This is a genomic window from Stenotrophomonas sp. AGC87, assembly GCF_057333975.1.
The window spans coordinates 98,240-115,409 of record NZ_JBHFHW010000040.1; the positions used below are offsets into that span (position 1 = coordinate 98,240).

At 65.8% G+C, this 17,170-nt stretch carries 13 protein-coding genes and 1 riboswitch; of the genes, 7 read left to right on the forward strand and 6 right to left on the reverse strand.

Going from position 1 to position 17,170, the window contains the following annotated elements; all coding sequences use genetic code 11:
- Positions 1-95: 95 nt before the first annotated feature.
- From ACE026_RS16500 to metX, 3 genes are read right to left on the reverse strand one after another with little or no spacing between them, the layout of a single operon-like run.
- On the reverse strand, positions 96-1,163 hold the full coding sequence (locus ACE026_RS16500; RefSeq protein ID WP_486039940.1) for a homoserine dehydrogenase family protein: 1,068 nt from the start codon (positions 1,161-1,163) through the stop codon (positions 96-98).
- Positions 1,160-2,404: an O-succinylhomoserine (thiol)-lyase gene (locus ACE026_RS16505; RefSeq protein WP_346468315.1), complete on the reverse strand. Its 1,245-nt coding sequence runs from the start codon at positions 2,402-2,404 to the stop codon at positions 1,160-1,162. Before ACE026_RS16505 ends, ACE026_RS16500 begins: the two co-directional genes overlap by 4 nt.
- Positions 2,401-3,432, reverse strand: a complete 1,032-nt coding sequence (metX, locus tag ACE026_RS16510) for a homoserine O-succinyltransferase MetX (protein WP_486039942.1) — start codon at positions 3,430-3,432, stop codon at positions 2,401-2,403. Before metX ends, ACE026_RS16505 begins: the two co-directional genes overlap by 4 nt.
- 78 nt (positions 3,433-3,510) lie before the next feature.
- Positions 3,511-3,631: riboswitch (SAM riboswitch) on the reverse strand.
- Between the two features lie 150 nt (positions 3,632-3,781).
- On the opposite strand from metX, the gene ACE026_RS16515 reads away from it, so the two are divergent.
- From ACE026_RS16515 to ACE026_RS16530, 4 genes are all read left to right on the forward strand, one after another.
- Complete coding sequence (locus ACE026_RS16515; RefSeq protein ID WP_486039943.1) at positions 3,782-4,651, forward strand: M23 family metallopeptidase; 870 nt, start codon at positions 3,782-3,784, stop codon at positions 4,649-4,651.
- Positions 4,652-4,726: 75 nt separating this feature from the next.
- Positions 4,727-6,331 carry a peptide chain release factor 3 gene (locus ACE026_RS16520; protein ID WP_486039944.1) on the forward strand — a complete coding sequence of 535 codons (1,605 nt, stop codon included), beginning with the start codon at positions 4,727-4,729 and terminating at the stop codon, positions 6,329-6,331.
- A gap of 106 nt (positions 6,332-6,437) precedes the next feature.
- Positions 6,438-7,073 (forward strand): PAQR family membrane homeostasis protein TrhA, encoded by a 636-nt coding sequence (trhA, locus tag ACE026_RS16525; RefSeq protein WP_088432947.1) that lies wholly within the window; start codon positions 6,438-6,440, stop codon positions 7,071-7,073.
- 455 nt (positions 7,074-7,528) lie between these two features.
- Entirely contained in the window at positions 7,529-9,511 is a 1,983-nt protein-coding gene (locus tag ACE026_RS16530) for an AsmA family protein (protein ID WP_486039945.1), read from the forward strand.
- Between the two features lie 63 nt (positions 9,512-9,574).
- Here ACE026_RS16530 and ACE026_RS16535 read toward each other — a convergent pair whose 3' ends face one another.
- Genes ACE026_RS16535 through mtgA form a run of 3 tightly spaced genes read right to left on the reverse strand, consistent with a single transcriptional unit; the run spans position 9,575 to position 11,774 of the window.
- Positions 9,575-10,006 carry a CBS domain-containing protein gene (locus ACE026_RS16535; RefSeq protein WP_121038972.1) on the reverse strand — a complete coding sequence of 144 codons (432 nt, stop codon included), beginning with the start codon at positions 10,004-10,006 and terminating at the stop codon, positions 9,575-9,577.
- The gene (locus tag ACE026_RS16540; RefSeq protein ID WP_486039946.1) at positions 9,966-10,985 is read right to left on the reverse strand and encodes a glycosyltransferase family 2 protein; all 1,020 of its coding nucleotides are present in this window, start codon (positions 10,983-10,985) and stop codon (positions 9,966-9,968) included. Before ACE026_RS16540 ends, ACE026_RS16535 begins: the two co-directional genes overlap by 41 nt.
- Before the next feature lie 39 nt (positions 10,986-11,024).
- Positions 11,025-11,774 (reverse strand): monofunctional biosynthetic peptidoglycan transglycosylase, encoded by a 750-nt coding sequence (mtgA, locus tag ACE026_RS16545; protein ID WP_486039947.1) that lies wholly within the window; start codon positions 11,772-11,774, stop codon positions 11,025-11,027.
- A gap of 79 nt (positions 11,775-11,853) precedes the next feature.
- Between mtgA and hslO the strand changes: the two genes are divergently transcribed.
- The 3 genes from hslO (at position 11,854) to ACE026_RS16560 (ending at position 17,084) form a co-directional block, all read left to right on the forward strand.
- The gene (gene hslO / locus ACE026_RS16550) at positions 11,854-12,750 is read left to right on the forward strand and encodes an Hsp33 family molecular chaperone HslO (protein ID WP_313219748.1); all 897 of its coding nucleotides are present in this window, start codon (positions 11,854-11,856) and stop codon (positions 12,748-12,750) included.
- 152 nt (positions 12,751-12,902) lie between these two features.
- Positions 12,903-13,727 (forward strand): XOO1806 family protein, encoded by an 825-nt coding sequence (locus tag ACE026_RS16555; RefSeq protein WP_183073752.1) that lies wholly within the window; start codon positions 12,903-12,905, stop codon positions 13,725-13,727.
- A 351-nt stretch (positions 13,728-14,078) separates the two neighbouring features.
- Positions 14,079-17,084, forward strand: a complete 3,006-nt coding sequence (locus ACE026_RS16560) for a TonB-dependent receptor domain-containing protein (protein WP_486039948.1) — start codon at positions 14,079-14,081, stop codon at positions 17,082-17,084.
- Positions 17,085-17,170: the final 86 nt, after the last annotated feature.

A 17,170-nucleotide genomic window follows, 5' to 3' on the forward strand; every position in this document is an offset into this window, starting at 1 on the left:
CGCCATGCGTCCCCGCGGCCGCCATCAGCATTCTCCGCTGACGCAGCCAGCTCACCCCTGGCACTACCGTGTGCCTTGCTGGGATCGCACGGCATTCAGCGCCGCACGATCGCCAGCACGTCGTCCAGCAACGCGGCGGCGGTGACGTCCGCCCCGGCGCCCGGCCCCTGGATCAGCAGCGGCTGGGCGTGATACCGGTCGCTGTGGATCGCGACCCGGTTGTCGGTCTGTGCCCCGCCGGCCAGCGGATGATCGCGCGGAAGCACACGCAGCCCCACCGCAGCTCCGTGGTTATCGAAACCACCGACGAAGCGTAGACATCCTGCCTGTTCCTGCGCCTGCTGCCAGTACGCCTGCAGCGGCGCATCCAGCAGTGACAGCTGCGCCAACGCATCAGCCGCCGACAGCGCGGCGAGCGCGTCCGGTACCAATGAAGCGACCTGTACCTGCTCGGCCCGCAACGCGATGCCGCTGGCGCGCGCCAGGATCAGCAGTTTGCGACGGACATCTTCGCCGGAAAGATCCACGCGCGGGTCCGGCTCGGTGTACCCAGCCTGGGCCGCCTCGCGCACCCACGCCGAAAACGGACGCTGGCCATCGTAGTGATGGAACAGCCACGCCAGCGAACCGGACAGCACGCCCTCCACGCGATGGATGCGGTCGCCACCGGCAACCAGCGCGCGCAGGCTGCTCAGCAGCGGCAGGCCTGCCCCCACCGTTGCACTGTCGCCGTAATGCGCAGCACCCTGCTGGCCGCTGTCGGCGATGGCCTGCGCACGGGCCAACTGTGCGCCTTGGCCGAGCTTGTTGGCGGTCACCACGTGCACGCCCCGCGCCAGCCACTGTTCATGCCAGTTGGCGACCTCGTCACTGGCGGTCGCATCGACCACCACATCGCCGCGCTGCAGGCCTTCGGCTTCCGCCCACGGCTGCAATGCGACCGCACCGCGCGCGGCCAGATTGGCCTGTGCAAGCTCATCGGCAGGCGTCTGTTCGCAGGCGCGCGCCGTGCGTGAGTTGGCCAGCCACGAGAACGCGGGCAGCGTGACGCCGCGATCCTGCAGCGCGGCGTACCGTTGCACGAACGCGGTGCCGACCGTGCCGGTACCGAGCAGGGCCAGCTTGCGGTGGGCCGCCAGCGGCAGGTTCAGCACCGCGCTCATGCATCCACCTGTTTACGGCGCTGCACGTCGCGGTGCTGATCGATCACGACCTGCGCGCGCTCCAGCCCGGCCTGCAGATCGGCCACCAGGTCTTCCGGTGACTCGATACCGACCGACAGGCGCAGCAGCCCTTCGCTGATCCCGGCATGCGCACGCGCTTCCGGGGTCATGGCCGCGTGGGTCATGGTCGCCGGATGCGCGATCAGGCTCTCCACGCCGCCCAGCGATTCGGCCAGGGTGAAACAGCGCAGGCCATCCACGAAGGCGCGCACCGCCGCATGCGGATCCTCGCCCGGGCACGAGGCCAGTTCGAAGGACAGCATCGCGCCGAAGCCGCTCTGCTGGCGCGCGGCAATCGCGTGGCCGGGGTGATCAACCAGGCCCGGGTAGTACACGCTGGCGACCGCATCGCTGGCGGCCAGCAGCTCGACCACGGCCGCCGTGTTTTCCTGATGTGCGCGCAGGCGTGCACCCAGCGTGCGCAGGCCGCGCAGGGTCAGGAAGGCATCGAACGGCGAACCGGTCAGGCCCAGCGCGTTGGCCCACCACACCAGCTGCTCGTGTACCGCCGGATCACGCGCGATCACCGCACCACCGACCACATCGCTGTGGCCGTTGATGTACTTGGTGGTGGAGTGCAGCACCAGATCGGCACCAAAGCTGATCGGCTGCTGCAGCGCCGGCGACAGGAACGTGTTGTCGACGACGACCTTGGCACCGGCCTTGTGCGCGGCATCGATGACGAAGCGCAGGTCGGTGATGCGCAGCAGCGGGTTGGACGGGGTTTCGATCAGCACCAGGGTGGGCGACTGCGCCAGCGCGTCGGCCAGCGAGCGTGGGTCGGTCAGGTCGGCGGTGATCAGGCCGAAGTGGCCCTTCTTCGCCAGTGCATTGAACAGGCGCCAGCTGCCGCCGTACGCATCGTGCGGCACCACCAGGGTATCGCCGGGCTGCAGCAGTGCATTGAGCACCAGGTTGATCGCGCCCATGCCGGTGGAGGTGATCACGCCACCGGCGCCGCCTTCCAGTTCGGCCAGCGCCTCACCCAGCAGATCGCGGGTCGGGTTGCCGCTGCGGGTGTAGTCGTACTGGCGCTTGTTGCCGAAACCATCGAAGCTGAAGTTGGAGGACAGCACGATCGGCGGGGTCACCGCGCCGTGGGCGGTGTCACGGTCGATGCCGGCACGCACGGCGGCGGTGACGCGGCTACAGGACGGCTCGGTACCAGCGGAACGGCTCATGCGGATTCTCCGGGGGATCGAAAAGCGGTGGCGAGGATCGCGTCGATGCGATCGGTTTCTTTCAGGAAGGCGTCGTGGCCATAGGGCGAGCGCAGCACGCGCAGGCTGCCGCGCGGGCCCAGTCCTTCCACCAGGCCGACACAGTCAGCCAGCGGGACCAGGCGGTCACCCTCCACGGCAACAACGACGGTCGGCACCTGGATGGCGGCCGGGTCGATGCGGTGAAGGTCGATCGATTCGGACAGGCGCAAGTAAGCATCGACCGGGGTACGGGCGACGTACTGCGCACCGGCGGCATCCAGATAGTCCTCGGCGGCAACGCGCACGCGGCCATTGACCACTTCCGGCGCGGCATCGAAGCGCTCGCCGAACTCTTCCGGCGTGCGGTAGCTGAGCATGGCGAACTGGCGTGCCAGCGACAGCCCGTGGCTCTCGGCGCATTGCAGCTGACCCAGCGCGACCGCACGGCGCTGCAGCGCGCGCCAGGCCGCGGCATACGGGTGCGGGCGATGCGCACCACTCACCGCGATCAGCTTCTGCACGCGCTGGCGGTGACGGATCGCGAACTGCTGGCCGACCAGCGCGCCGTAGGAGTAGCCCACGAAGCACTGCAGGCGGGCGATGCCGAGATGGTCGAGCAGCAAGGCCAGCGCATCGGCCTGGTCGGCGGTATCGATCGGCAGGTCGAGCGCCCCATCGGCACCAATGAAATCGAACGCCAGGATGCGCAGCGAGGCCGGATCCAGCGCGCGACCTGCGGCCACCAGGCCCTCGGCCCAGCCCTTTTCGGGGAACTCGGCATTGGCCGCCACATGGCGGTGCGCGGAGATACCGCCGGCCAGCACCACCACCGGCGCATCGGCGCGACCGACGCATTCGTAGCGCAGGCGTACCGGCCGCGGCCCGCCGTGACGCATCGACAGCACCGCCGCGATATCGCCGCGCACGGCGTTCAGCCCGGCGTCGACGGGGACGCTGAGCGGTGCGAAAGAGTCGGTGGCGACAGGGGCGGCGGTAGCGAAGCGCATGGCGGTATCCAAAGGAGGAAAACGGCCATCGAGCTTTCGCGGAGCTCGCGTTCGAAGCGCACGCACGGTACGCGGTTCGAACCATCTTTCGGAAGACACCAACGGTCTCCGCAGGATTTGGCACCTACGCAGGTCGCTTTCGCGTCTGCGGGCTGCCCCGGCTTCAAAGGGCCTGTCCCTCTGCCGGTCTCGATGGTGGAGCCACGATGCCAGTGCCCCCGGCCCATGTCAATCCCTTCATCGGCATGAAGCGATATATATTCCAGATGATCATCAGTCGCGCATACTCCGGGATCCTCCCTGCCCGGCCGACGCCTTGCGCTGCCTACGTTTCACTGCCCTCACGCTGATGATGATGCCGGTGCTGAACGCTTGGGCCAGCCCGGGGGCGAACTGGCGGAACGGCTGGCGACTCGACCGTCCTGCTGTCGCTACCCCAGCCCAGCGCGCCGCGGGTGTGGAGGCGCCGGCCTTGGCGGCGCTGACCCTGGAAGGGGCTGGCGACCGCTGGCAGGCCCGGGTCGACAACCGCGTGGCCGGGCCGGTCCAGGTCGAACTGCGACCCGCCGCCGACGCCGCGGCGCTACCGGGGCTCCCCCTTCAGACGGTGGTCGCCGCAGGCGCCAGCGTCGTGGTGACCCACCTGCAGCCGCCGGCCGGCAGTACCGCGATCCGGCTGGATCTGACGGCCGTTCCGGGCGACCCCGGCGCGCGCGCGCAGGACGTCACCTACCAGTTGCCGTTCGATGCCGTCCGCATCCAGGTCAGCCAGGCGCCGCGGGGGCGGTTCAGTCACCACGATGCGGAGAACCGCGAGGCCATCGACTTCGCCCTGCCCGAGGGCACGCCCGTACTCGCGGCGCGGGCAGGAACCGTCATGCAGGTCCAGGCCGGGTATCAGGGCAATGGGCAGAACCGGGACCACGATCTGGGCCGGGCCAACCTGGTGCGGGTGCTGCATGAGGACGGCAGCATGGCCGTGTATGCCCACCTGCGGCACCACGGCGTGCTGGTCCGCCCCGGCGAGCAGGTCCAGGCAGGGCAGCGCATCGGCCTATCGGGCAACACCGGCTACAGCGCCGCGCCGCACCTGCACTTCGCGGTGCAGGTAAATGCCGGGATGCGGCTGCGCTCGATCCCGGCACGGATCGTCAGCCCACACGGCGAGCTGCACTTCGCCCGGACCACGGACGAGGCCGGCGCATCCGCCCTGCCCTGACCCCGGCTACGCCCGCCCCCGTTATACTGGGCGGCTTATCTCCATGAAAAGCGCCCCGGGCGGGCGCGTCACGCCATGTCCGAAGTCGCTACCGAAGCTGCGCGCCGCCGCACCTTCGCCATCATTTCCCATCCTGACGCCGGCAAGACCACGCTGACCGAAAAGCTGCTGCTGTTCGGCGGTGCGATCCAGATGGCCGGTTCGGTCAAGGGCCGCAAGGCCGCGCGCCATGCGACCTCCGACTGGATGGCGCTGGAAAAGGAGCGCGGGATCTCGGTCACCTCCTCGGTGATGCAGTTCCCGTACGAAGGCAAGATCGTCAACCTGCTCGACACCCCCGGCCATGCCGACTTCGGCGAGGACACCTACCGCGTGCTCACCGCGGTGGACTCGGCACTGATGGTGATCGACGTGGCCAAGGGCGTGGAAGAGCGCACCATCAAGCTGATGGAGGTCTGCCGGCTGCGCGACACGCCGATCATGACCTTCATCAACAAGCTCGATCGCGAGGGCAAGGAGCCCATCGATCTGCTGGATGAAGTGGAAAGCGTGCTCGGCATCCAGTGCGCGCCGGTCACCTGGCCAATCGGCATGGGCCAGCGCCTGAAGGGCGTGGTCCACCTGATCAGCGGTGAGGTGCATCTGTACGAACAGGGCCGCAACTTCACCCGCCAGGATTCGACCATCTTCCCGTCGATCGATTCGCCGGGGCTGGCCGAGAAGATCGGTGAGCGCATGCTGGCCGACCTGCGTGACGAGCTGGAGCTGGTGCAGGGCGCCAGCCATCCGTTCGACGTGGAGGCCTACCTGGCCGGCAAGCAGACGCCGGTGTTCTTCGGCTCGGGTGTGAACAACTTCGGCGTGCAGCCGCTGCTGGACTTCTTCGTCGAGCATGCGCCGTCGCCGCAGCCGCGCGCCACCACCGGCCGCGTCATCGCACCGCAGGAAAACAAGCTCACTGGCTTCGTGTTCAAGATCCAGGCGAACATGGACCCGCAGCATCGCGACCGTGTGGCATTCATGCGGGTGTGCTCGGGCCGTTTCGTGGCCGGCATGAAGACCTTCCATGTGCGCACCGGCAAGGAAATGAAGCTGGCCAATGCGCTGACCTTCATGGCCAGCGACCGCGAGATCGCCGCCGAAGCCTGGCCGGGCGATGTGATCGGCATCCACAACCACGGCACGATCTCCATCGGTGACACCTTCACCGAAGGCGAAGCGGTCAGCTTCACCGGCATCCCGAACTTCGCGCCGGAACTGTTCCGCCGCGCACGCCTGCGTGATCCGCTCAAACTCAAGCAGCTGCAGAAGGGCTTGGCGCAGTTGTCCGAAGAGGGCGCGACGCAGTTCTTCCGCCCCCTGATGAGCAACGACCTGATCCTGGGCGCGGTGGGTGTGCTGCAGTTCGATGTGGCCGCTTACCGCTTGAAGGACGAGTACGGCGTGGAAGCCACCTTCGAGCCGGTCAGTGTGACCACGGCGCGCTGGGTCACCTGCAGCAACGAGAAGAAGCTGGAGGAGTTCCGCGAGAAGAACGCCGGCAATCTGAGCATCGATGCCGCCGGCCAACTGGTCTATCTGGCACCGACGCGGGTCAACCTGCAGCTGGCGCAGGAGCGCGCGCCGGATGTTCGCTTCGCGGCCACGCGCGAAGCAGCGCACAGCATCTCGGTCAGCTGACCGCTCGGCCGGTCTACCGGCTGAACAGGCGCGCGTGCATGCGCGCGCCATCGCGGCGATGATAGGGGGGAGCGGGCTCCCCCTCCCCGCACATCCGATCATCGCCATGACCTCTGTCGTTTCCGTTCGAGAAGAAATCGCCAGCGCCCTGACCCACGGGCTTGGCGCCGTCGCTGCACTGGCTGGCAGTGCGGTACTGATCACCCTGGCCGCCATCTATGGCGACGGCTGGCAGCTGGCCAGTGCGATCGTATTCGGGGTGGCGCTGTTGCTGTTGTATACGGCGTCCACGCTGTATCACGCGATCCAGCATCCGGTCGCCAAGGGCCGGCTGAAGGTGTTCGATCACTGCGCGATCTATCTGCTGATCGCCGGGACGTACACGCCGTTCACGCTGATCGGTCTGCGTGGGGGTCCGTGGGGTTGGGGAATGTTCACCGCGATCTGGGCGCTGGCGCTGTTCGGGGTGGTATTCAAGCTGTTCTATACGGGCCGGTTCAAGCTGTTGTCGACGATCATCTATATCGCGATGGGCTGGATGGTGATGGTGGCGATCAAGCCGATGTGGCATTCGCTGGATGCGTGGACGCTGGGGTGGCTGTTGGCCGGCGGTGTGTTCTATACGTTGGGGACGGTGTTCTATCACCGGGAGTCGGTGCCGTATTCGCATGCGATCTGGCATCTGTTCGTGATCGGTGGGAGTGTGTGTCACTTCGTTGCGGTGACGGCGCAGATTCTCTGAGTGCTGTTTTTCTGCCGGGCAAGTGCAACGGCACCCGGACCAGCCAGAGCACTAGCACTAGCAACAGCAACAGCAACAGCAACAGCAACAACAACAGCAACAGCAAGAGCGAGAGCGAGAGCGAGACCAAGAGCGACTCGGGCGTCAGGAATGCGCCAGGCGGGGTCGGTACGGGCGGGTTGGCGGGACACGCCGTAAATCCGTCCATGGAGGCTCATGTCGCGCCATCCATGGCGCTCATGGTCCCGCCAACCCACCCGCACCGCCCCGCTCACCGTTGGCTGGTGGCCTGAGAAGGTCAAAACCCTGGTTGGACCGGTGCCAAGCATGGCCGCCGTACTGCGCCTGGCGTGGTCGTCGCCAGCGGCGACGCTGAGTATCGACACGCCTCACCCTGACAGTACCCTTACCAATGCTTCGCGCTGCCTGCACGATGCAAGGGCAACCATGGGGATGTGAATACTGTGCCCTCCCCTGTTCCTTCCGATGCTCCTTCTCGTTCCCGCTGGCGCTGGCGTCGTCCTGGCAAGCGGGGGCAGCGGTGGTTGGCGATCCTGGTGTTTCTGTTCGCTGCGCTGTTGATCCTGATCGCGCTGTGGGATTGGAACTGGTTCAAGGGTCCGATGGAGCGGGCGGTGCAGGCCAAGACGGGGCGTGAGTTCCATATCACGGGCGATCTGGATGTCGATCTGGGTCGGGTGACGACGGTGCGCGGTGATGGGCTGACCTTTGCCAATGCGACGTGGGCCAAGCAGCCGCAGATGGCAACGGCGGATCGGGTGGAGATCGATCTGCGGGTATGGCCGTTGCTGCGTGGGCAGGTGCGGATTCCGGAGATCCGGCTGACGCGGCCGGATCTGTTGCTGGAAACGGCGCCGGAGAAGGATCAGCCGGGCAATTGGGATTTCCTGGGGCCGAGCGACGGTGACCCGCCCGTGCTGCAGCGGTTGTTGGTCGATGATGGGCGGCTGCAGTTCCGGGATGCGGCGGGCCGGACCGATGTGCTGGTGTCGCTCGACAGCGGCAAACCACGCGACAAGGACAGTGGTCCGCCGCTGCTGGTGAAGGGCAAAGGGCGCTGGCAGGGCAATCCGTTCTCGCTGGAGGGCAATACCGAGTCGCCGCTCGAGCTGACCAATACCGGGCATCCGTTCCGCATCCATCTGGATGGGCGCGCCGGCAATACGCATGCGATCGCCAGTGGGACGTTGACCAATCCGTTCCAGTTGCGGGTGTTCGATCTGGAGTTGATGCTGAGTGGGCAGGATATGGAGGATCTGTATCCACTGATCGGGGTCGCCATGCCCTCCACGCCGCCTTACAAGCTCACGGGGCAGCTCAAGCGCGACAACGCGATCTGGCGCTATGAGAATTTCACGGGTACGGCCGGTGACAGCGATCTGGGCGGGACCGCGCAGATCGATGTGAGCGGTGACCGGCCGTTCCTGAAGGCGGATCTGGTGTCCAAGCGGTTGGACTTCGACGATCTGGCCGGCTTCATCGGGGCGCCGCCGAAGACCGGCGCGGGGGAATCGGCCAATGCCGAGCAGAAGGCGAAGGCAGCCGCGCTGGCCGCCCGTGCCAAGGTACTGCCGGATACGCCCTACAACCTGTCCAAGCTGCGCGCGATGGATGCCGATGTGCGCTGGAAAGCGCAGCGGATCAATTCGCCGGCCCTGCCGCTGGATGACATGGATGCGCACCTCAAGCTCAATGACGGGCTGCTGCGCCTGGAACCGCTCAACTTTGGTGTTGCCGGCGGCGATATCCGCAGCACGATCCGGATGGATGCCCGCAAGCAGGCCATTTCGACTCAGCTGCAGGCCACCATCCGCAAGGTGCAGCTGGGCAAGCTGTTCCCCGATGCGAAGCTGGCCGAGCAGGCCTCCGGTGGTATCAGTGGCGACGTCAACCTGACCGGCCAGGGCAACTCCGTCGCGGCCATGCTCGGCAGTTCCGATGGCACCGTGGCGGTCGGCATCGGCCGCGGCCATGTCGGCAATCTGATCATGGAACTGGCCGGGCTGGATGTCGCCGAATCGGTGAAATTCCTGTTCACCGGTGACAAGCAGATTCCACTGCGTTGCGCGTGGGGCGACTTCGGGGTGGCCAACGGCGTGATGCAGTCGCGTTCGCTCGCCTTCGATACCACCGACACCCTGATCCTCGGCGAGGGCAAGGTCGATCTGAAACAGGAGCAGCTGGATCTGCTGCTGCGGCCGCGCCCGAAGGACATGAGCATCCTGGCGCTGCGCTCGCCGCTGCGCATCGGTGGCACCTTCAAGGATCCCTCGTTCCGGCCGGACTTCAAGGCACTGGGCATCCGCGGGGCGATCGCCCTGGCGCTGGGCAGCATTGCCCCGCCCGCCGCGCTGCTGGCAACGATCGAAACCGGGCCAGGCGAGGACAGCAACTGCGGTGGCCGCTACGCCAAGTGATTCTGGCCCGTCCTGGCCGGATGCCGACTCAGGGCCGGCATGCCGGACAGCATGGATCGACGCTCAACCGGCGACGATGTACTGCTGCAGCTGATCGAGTTTCTGTGCCTGTTCGTCGATCACCGATTTGACCAGGTCGCCGATCGAGATGACGCCGAGGACCCCGTTGCCATCGACCACCGGAAGGTGGCGGATGCGGTAATCGGTCACCAGTTGCAGGCAGTGCTCGACCTGCTCGCCTGGCGCGACGGTCACCACCTTGGGGGTCATGATCTCGCGGACTTCGGTCGTGCGTGAGGAGCGTTCGTGCAGCACGATCTTCCGTGCGTAATCGCGCTCGGAAAGAATGCCGACCAGCTGCCGGCCTTCCATCACCAGAACCGCGCCGATGCCCTTTTCAGCCATCAACCGGATGGCGTCGATCACCGCCGACGTCGGGGCTACTGCGAATACCTCAGGGGACTTGCCTTCCAACAGCTGTCGTACCGTGGTCATCTCGCTGCTCTCCACCGATGGGATGCAGGGCCGAGTCTGCCACGAACGGGGCCTGCCAGGTGTCAATCAGGTACAGCGGGCGCTGTTTGGATTCTTCGTACAGCCGGCCCAGGTATTCACCGATCAAGCCCAGCGCGATCAGCTGTATCCCGCCAAGGAACAGGATCACCGCCATCATCGTCGGCCAGCCAGCGACACGGTCGCCGTACAGCGCGGCCTTGAGCACCACGACCAGCGCGAACAGGAACGCGAAACTCGCCGCCGCCAGGCCCAGATAGGTGGTCACCCGCAGCGGTGCGGTCGAGAAGCCGGTGATCCCTTCCAACGCGAAGTTCCACAGCCGCCAGAACCCGAACTTGCTCTCCCCGACCAGCCGCGCATGGCGGTGGTAAGGCAGCGCCTTGCGCCGGAAGCCCACCCAGCCGAACAGCCCCTTCATGAACCGGTGGCGCTCACGCAGCTGACCCAGCGCCTGCAGCGCGCGCGGCGACAACAGACGGAAGTCGCCGGTGTCGGCCGGAATCGGTGTCTTGGACAGCCGCCCGATCACCCGGTAAAACGCCTTGGCGGTAGACCGCTTGAGCCAGCTTTCGCCGTCGCGCACCAGGCGCGTGCCGTACACGTTGTCATAGCCCTGTTGCCACAGCGCGACGAATTCGGGAATCAGTTCCGGCGGATCCTGGCCATCGGCATCGAGGATCATCACCGCGCCGTCGTCGACGAAATCCAGCCCGGCGGTGAGCGCCGCTTCCTTGCCGAAATTCCGCGAGAGCCGCAGCACCCCGACGCAGCCGTCCGCAGCAGCCAATCCCTGCATGACGTCCCAGGTCGTATCGGTACTGCCGTCGTCCACATACACCACGCGGCCGTCGATGCCTTCCAGTCCATCGAGCACCGCACGCAGCCGTGGGTGCAGCATCGGCAAGGCAAGCGCTTCATTGTGGGCGGCGACGACGACGGTCAGGCGTGGGCTGTTCATGGGGCGATTGTAGCGTCAGCCAATCACGTACATGAACGCTCAGTCTTCGCTGAGGTAACCACTCCCGCCCAACTGCCGCGCCTGCCGCTGGATCCATGTCGCGCGGCGTTGGACGTAGGGCCCGGGCTGGGCCGCGTTATAACGTCGCGGTGATGGCAGCACCGCCGCCAGCCGCGCGCTTTCGGCCGGGCTCAGCCGCGACGCGTCCTTGTTCCAGTACTGCCGGGACGCGGCCTGCGCGCCATAGATGCCGTCGCCGAACTCGGCGATGTTGGCGTACATCTCCAGGATCCGCGACTTCGGCCACAGCGCTTCGATCAACACCGTGTACCAGACCTCCAGCCCCTTGCGGATCCAGCTGCGGCCCTGCCACAGGAACAGGTTCTTGGCGACCTGCTGGCTGATCGTGCTGGCCCCGCGCAGGCGGCCGCCGCGTGCGTTGTGGTCGCGCGCCTTCTCGATGGCCTGCAGGTCAAAGCCGTTGTGCTCCGGGAAGCGCTGGTCCTCGGCGGCCACCAGCGAAATGGGCAGGCTCGGCGCCATCTGGTCCAGGTCGCGCCACTGGTAGTGCAGCCGGTAGCTCCAGTCGCCCTCCCCCAACGCTTCGCCGTAGCGCCACAGCATCACGCTGGACACCGGCGGGTCGATGAAACGCAGGGCCAGCACCTGCAGCACACTGAAGCCGGCAAACAGTACCGGCAGCCACAGCAGGCGCTTCCAGTGCCAGCGGCGCGGACGTGACGGTTCCAGGTCCGGCTCGACCTTGAGGTTGCTGCGCTCTGCCCCCATTACTGGTGCATCCTTTACTTGCACGGTTGTCGGCGCATTATCCGGCAACCGGCACTCCTTTCGCGCAGCCACCGAACCGATGACCGCCCAATCCGACTCCCTTGTCCGTTTCCTGCTCCCCGATGCCGGCGTCCGCGGCGTGCACGTGCACCTCGATGACACCTGGCGGGAGATCCTGTCCCACGCGGTCTATCCGCCGGGCGCCGCTGAACTGCTCGGCGAGGCCAGCGTGGCCTCGGCGCTGTTCACCGGCCACACCAAGGTCGATGGCCGCCTGTCGATCCAGCTGCGCAGCAACACCGCGATGCGCACCCTGTTTGCCGAGTGCACCGCGGCCGGCACGCTGCGCGGGATCGTCCAGCTGGCCGACGGCGGCGGCGATGCGCCGCGCGACCTGACCGCGCTGGGCGAGGATGCCTTGCTGGCGATCACCATCGAAAACCCCGGCCTGGACCCGCGCGAACCGCAGCGCTACCAGAGCCTGGTCGGCCTGACCGCAGCCGGTCTGGACGAAGCCTTCGAGGATTATTTCCGCCAGTCCGAACAGCTGCCCACCCGGCTGCTGCTCGCCGCCGACGGCACCCGCGCCGCAGGCCTGCTGCTGCAGAAGCTGCCGGGCGATGAAGGCGACCAGGACGGCTGGTCGCGTGCCAGCGCGCTGTTCGAGACCCTGGGCAAGCAGGAACTGCTGGAGGTGCCGGGCCACGATCTGCTGCACCGCCTGTTCCATGAAGAGACGCCGGAACTGCTCGGCGACAAGGCCCTGCGCTTTGCCTGTTCGTGCTCGCGCGAGCGGGTGGCGGGCATGTTGCAGTCCATTGGCGAGGAAGAGGCCCGGGCTGCCGCCGAGCCGACCGGCGCGGTGGAAGTGCGGTGCGAATTCTGCGGGCAGGAGTATCACTTTCCGTTGACGGAATTCGACATACTGTTCCGCGAGATGGATGTATCCTCGCCGGCACCTGAACGGCTTCAGTAAACTTGGCAAGCGTTTTGTTCTGGGGAGAACCAAGACTTGTTAAGAAATCATAAACGCCCTAGGATCAATGTCCCGCTTCGGCGGGAACTTGTGTTCACCGCGCTTGTCTGAGAGTTCCCATGCATTCCCTTCTGCGTCTACCGCTGGCCCTGATGATCGCCCTAGGCGCGATCTCGGGCGCGCATGCGCAGGCCAAAGGCAAGCAGGATGGCACCGTGTTGCCGGTCTGGAACAAGGGCAGCGGCAAGGTGGAGGCGTTGCTGTATCTGGAACCCACCGGCGAGCAGGCGGTCGGTGCGCGCTGGCATTTCGGCCGCAGCTCCCTGGACGCGGCCTTCGGCCTGTCCTCGGGTGACTCGCTGGGCCTGCTGTGCAACAGCAGTCGCGGGACGAGCATCAGCGGATTGGCCAGTCATTGCATGCTGGCGACGCTGGGCGATGAGGAAGACAACACGCTCAGCCGCCGCGTCAGTGGCACCGCCGCGTTCAACCGGCCCGGCGGCCGCGTGGGCATCACCGCCGGCAGCGGCCGCGACACCCTGCCCGCGTGGCTGGCTGGCCCGAACAAGTCGCCTTCACTGCGCGCCGAACAGAACGACCTGACCGTCTTCGGGCAGAAGAACATTGGCCGCGAGGGCTTCGTCTCGATCGGTGGCACCTATGCCAAAGCGCGCTTGGTTCCCATCGCGGACGCCTCGCCGGCGATCGTCGACCGCTGGGACAGCAAGAGCCTCACCATCGGTGCCGGCTATGGCAACTTCAGCGGCAACATCATCGGCCGCGTGGTCGATGTACCCGGCCAGCCCGGCAAGTGGGAAGGCCTGGGCGTCGGCTTGACCTGGCGCACGCCTTGGAGCGGCCAGCTCACCGTCGGGGCCGAGAATGTGGTCACCCGGGGCAAGAACCCGTTTGCTCCGCGCAACGAGAGCACTGACGAAGGCACTGTGCCCTACGTGCGGTACGAGCAGGATCTCTGACCTGCGTTTGCTGCGACCCGTCAATACACGTCACCCAAAGGGCGCCTCCACGAGGCGCCCTTTTACGTTTGGGCTGCCTGTCAAGGGTACGCAAGGCCCATTCAGGGTGAAATTTTTTTAACAAAAATCTTAACAAATGAGACGTTTTAGGCGACAGATATCGCTTACAGCCTTATGCCGCAAAGGCTTTGCCGAATTTCACCTAAATCACATGGAACATTAACGGCTCTTTAATTTTTAGTTGCACGTGGTTACTATCGAGTCAGCTTCACGGATTGGGAACGCCTTTCGTCCCCGCGCTGAAGCCCATCCCAACACGTTGCACCCAAGTCAACTTGGAGAGAGAGCCCAATGAATCGCAACAGCAACAAACTGCGTGACGCCGTCGTCCTCGCGCTGATCGCCAGCGCTGCCGGCACCGGCAGCGCCGTCGCCCAGGAAGCCACTGGCACCACCAATCTGGACCGCATCTCGGTCACCGGTTCGCGCATCCGCCAGGTTGACGTCGAGACCGCGCAGCCGGTGCTGACCATCTCGCGTGCAGATATCCAGAACCAGGGCTTCAGCTCGGTCGGCGACATCCTGCAGAACATTTCGGCCGCCGGTAGCCCGAACTTCAGCCGCGCCTCGCCGCTGACCTCCAACCAGGAAGCCGGCGGTCAGTACATCGACCTGCGCAACCTGGGCGCACAGCGCACGCTGGTGCTGGTCAATGGCAAGCGCCTGGGCATCAGCCCGGACGGCTACCAGGACATCTCCATCATCCCGACCTCGATGGTCGAGCGCATCGACGTGCTGAAGGACGGCGCCTCGTCGATCTACGGTTCGGACGCGATGGCCGGTGTGATCAACATCATCACCCGCAAGAACTTCGACGGCCTGGAAGCGAACGTCTACAAGGGCCAGTACAGCCAGGGCGATGGCGAGAAGGAAACCTACGACTTCGTCATGGGCTTCTCCGGTGACCGCGGCTCGCTGACCGTCGGCGCCGAGTACCACAAGGAAGAAGGCGTGTGGGCCAAGGATCGTCCGTTCACGGCCGACACCTACCCGGATTGGGATCCGGCCTCCTCGCTGACCCCGGTCGGCCAGTACGGCAACTACAACCGCTTTGCCAACCAGTTCAACCGCAATGCTGCGGGCGCGCTGGTGCTCAACGCCCAGGGCATCCCGGTCCGCCGCAGCGCCGGCTGGTCGGTCGCCAATCAGGGCAGCGATGCCATCGGTGCCAACGACTTCCACCCGCAGACCGCTGCGGATCAGAGCCGTTCGTCCGACCAGATGCACCTGCTGACCCCGCTGGAGCGTCGTTCGCTGTTCGTCAGCGGCAACTACGACATCACTGACAACGTCCGCTTCACCACGGACCTGTCCTACACCAAGCGCCAGTCGCAGCGTCAGATCGCCGGTTACCCGCTGCAGTCGTCCGCCTTCGGCGTGCCGATGGCCGGCGCGGTCTATCAGACCAACCCGGATGGCAGCCGCACCCTGGTCAGCAACGGCAGCTACTTCAACCCGAACGGCAATCGTGACTTCTACCAGGCCGACGTCGCCACCTACCTCGATGACGATGGCAACCCGCTGTACCAGCAGACCAACGACGTCGACTTCCGTCGCCGTGGCTGGGAAGTCCCGCGTACCACCGATTCGACCCTGACCACCTGGCGTTTCGCCGCGGCACTGGAAGGTTCGTTCGAAATCGGTGACCGCTTCTTCAACTGGGATGTCGGCGCGCTGTACAACGAAAACGACAGCCTGCTGATCAACAACGGCAACTTCTACATCCCGGCCGTCGCCGCGGCTGTGGGGCCGTCGTTCCTCAACTCCGCCGGCCAGGTCGTCTGCGGCACCCCGGGCAACGAGATCGCCGGCTGCGTGCCGTGGAACCCGTATGCCGGCTACGGCGCAGGCAGCGACCAGTACTCGCTGGGCGATCCGAACGTGCAGAACTACCTGTTCCGCGAAGAACACGCCACCGGCAAGACCACCACCCACAACTACTTCGCCAACCTGTCCGGCACCATCGTGCCGCTGCCGGCGGGCGACCTGGGCTTCGCGATCGGTTACGAATACCGCAAGGAAAGCGGTGCGTTCAACCCGGATGCGATCGCCCAGTCGGGTGACTCGACCAACCTGGCGTCCGGTCCGACCAAGGGTTCCTACGCCCTGGATGAGTTCTACCTGGAATTGAACATCCCGATCCTGGCGGATCTGGCGTTCGCCAAGGAACTGACCCTGGACGTGGCCACCCGTTACTCGGATTTCACCAGCTTCGGTGACACCACCAACAACAAGTTCGGCCTGAAGTGGCGTCCGATCGACGACCTGCTGGTCCGTGCCACCTATGCCGAGGGCTTCCGCGCCCCGACCATCGGTGATCTGTACGGCGGCAGCTCGCAGACCTTCCCGACCAACTTCGTCGATCCGTGCGACAGCGTCTACGGCGACGTCCGCGGCAGCGCGCGCTGCGTCCAGGATGTGGGCCAGGGCTACCGCCAGCTGTCGCAGGGCTTCGTCCCGACGACCGGCCGTGCCGCACAGAGCCCGGTGCCGTTCAACTCCGGCTCGAACCCGAACCTGACCCCGGAAACCTCCGAGTCCAAGACGGTCGGCTTCGTGTACAGCCCGAGCTACGTCACCGGCCTGAGCGTGGGTGTGGATTGGTGGAGCATCCGCATCGACAACACGATCGTCAGCGACAGCCCGAACCTGATCATGGAAGACTGCTATGTCCGCCTGATCGAATCGCGCTGCTCGATGTTCAGCCGTGACCCGAACAACGGCAACATCGTGGGCACCCTGAACTACGGCAACCGCAACGCCGGTTACACCGAAACCGAAGGCTTCGACTTCGACATCAGCTACAGCCGTGACACCGATTTCGGCCGCTTCTCGGCCAAGTCGGCCACCACGTATGTGGGCAAGTACGAAGAGAAGTCCACGGACGATGTCGACGCCGTGCCGTCGCAGAACAATGGCTTCGGTGCATTCTTCCGCGTCCGCTCGAACCTGGGCCTGGGCTGGAGCATGAACGACCTGTCGGTCAACTGGAACATGCGTTACTACTCCGGCACCAAGGAAAACTGCCGCTTCGCCACGCGTTGCACCCTGCCCAACTACAGCGCACCGGATACCTTGGGCGTGATCTCGCCGAAGACCGAGCTGGGCGCAGTGACCTTCCACGACGTGCAGGTGTCCTATGCCACCCCGTGGAATGCCACCGTCGCCGTGGGTGCCAACAACGTGTTCAACAAGGTCGGCCCGATGATGACCTCGCAGCCGAGCTCGAACTTCTCGTACTACGGCGGCTACGACATCGGTCGCTTCCTGTACATGAAGTACTCGCAGAAGTTCTGATCGATCCACTGATCAACAACGTCTGATGCAACGGCCCCGAAAGGGGCCGTTGTTTTTTGTGGTGGTGCGCGTGGCCAGCAAACGGC